Genomic DNA, 1193 nt, shown 5'->3' with positions numbered 1-1193 from the left:
AAATGGCAAAAGGCAAATTTGAGCGGACCAAACCGCACGTCAACGTAGGCACGATTGGGCACGTTGACCATGGCAAGACCACGCTGACGGCAGCGATCACGACCGTGCTCGCGGCCAAATTCGGCGGCGAAGCCAAAGGCTACGACCAGATCGACGCCGCCCCGGAAGAAAAAGCGCGCGGCATCACCATCAACACCGCCCACGTTGAATACGAAACGGCGAACCGCCACTACGCCCACGTCGATTGCCCCGGCCACGCCGACTACGTCAAGAACATGATCACCGGCGCAGCCCAGATGGACGGTGCCATTTTGGTGTGTTCCGCAGCAGACGGCCCCATGCCCCAGACCAGAGAGCACATCCTGCTGGCCCGTCAGGTCGGCGTGCCTTACATCGTCGTATTTTTGAACAAATGTGACATGGTCGACGACGCCGAACTGTTAGAGCTTGTCGAGATGGAAGTGCGCGAGCTGCTCGACAAGTACGACTTCCCGGGTGATGCCACCCCCATCATCCACGGCTCAGCCAAGCTCGCCATGGAAGGCGACAAGGGCCCCCTGGGTGAAGAGGCCATCATGAAGCTGGCCGACGCCCTGGACAACTACATCCCCATGCCAAAGCGCGCCATTGACGGTGCTTTCCTGATGCCCGTGGAAGACGTCTTCTCCATCTCCGGGCGCGGCACCGTCGTGACCGGCCGTATCGAGCGCGGCGTGATCAAGGTTGGCGAAGAAATCGAGATCGTCGGTATTGCCGATACCCAAAAAACCATCTGCACCGGCGTCGAGATGTTCAGGAAACTGCTCGATCAGGGCCAGGCTGGCGACAACGTCGGTATCCTCTTGCGCGGCACCAAGCGCGAAGACGTCCAGCGTGGCCAGGTGCTGTGCAAACCCGGCTCGATCAAGCCGCATACCCATTTCACCGGCGAGATCTACGTGCTGTCCAAAGACGAGGGCGGGCGCCACACGCCTTTCTTCAACAACTACCGCCCCCAGTTCTACTTCCGCACGACGGACGTGACTGGAGCGATTGAGTTGCCAGAAGGCAAAGAGATGGTCATGCCAGGCGATAACGTGTCAATCACCGTCAAGCTGATCAACCCGATCGCGATGGAAGAAGGTCTGCGTTTCGCCATCCGCGAGGGCGGCAAGACCGTCGGCGCTGGTGTCGTGGCAAAGATTCTTGCGTAA

General features: G+C 59.8%; 1 protein-coding gene. It reads left to right on the top strand.

The window, feature by feature from the left end:
• Positions 1–2: 2 nt before the first annotated feature.
• On the top strand, positions 3–1193 hold the full coding sequence (gene tuf, locus Q8O29_RS18240) for an elongation factor Tu (RefSeq protein ID WP_305565399.1): 1191 nt from the start codon (positions 3–5) through the stop codon (positions 1191–1193).

This window comes from Polaromonas sp., from assembly GCF_030689685.1.
Lineage (GTDB): Bacteria > Pseudomonadota > Gammaproteobacteria > Burkholderiales > Burkholderiaceae_C > Polaromonas.
This window is presented reverse-complemented; position numbering and strand designations above follow the sequence as displayed.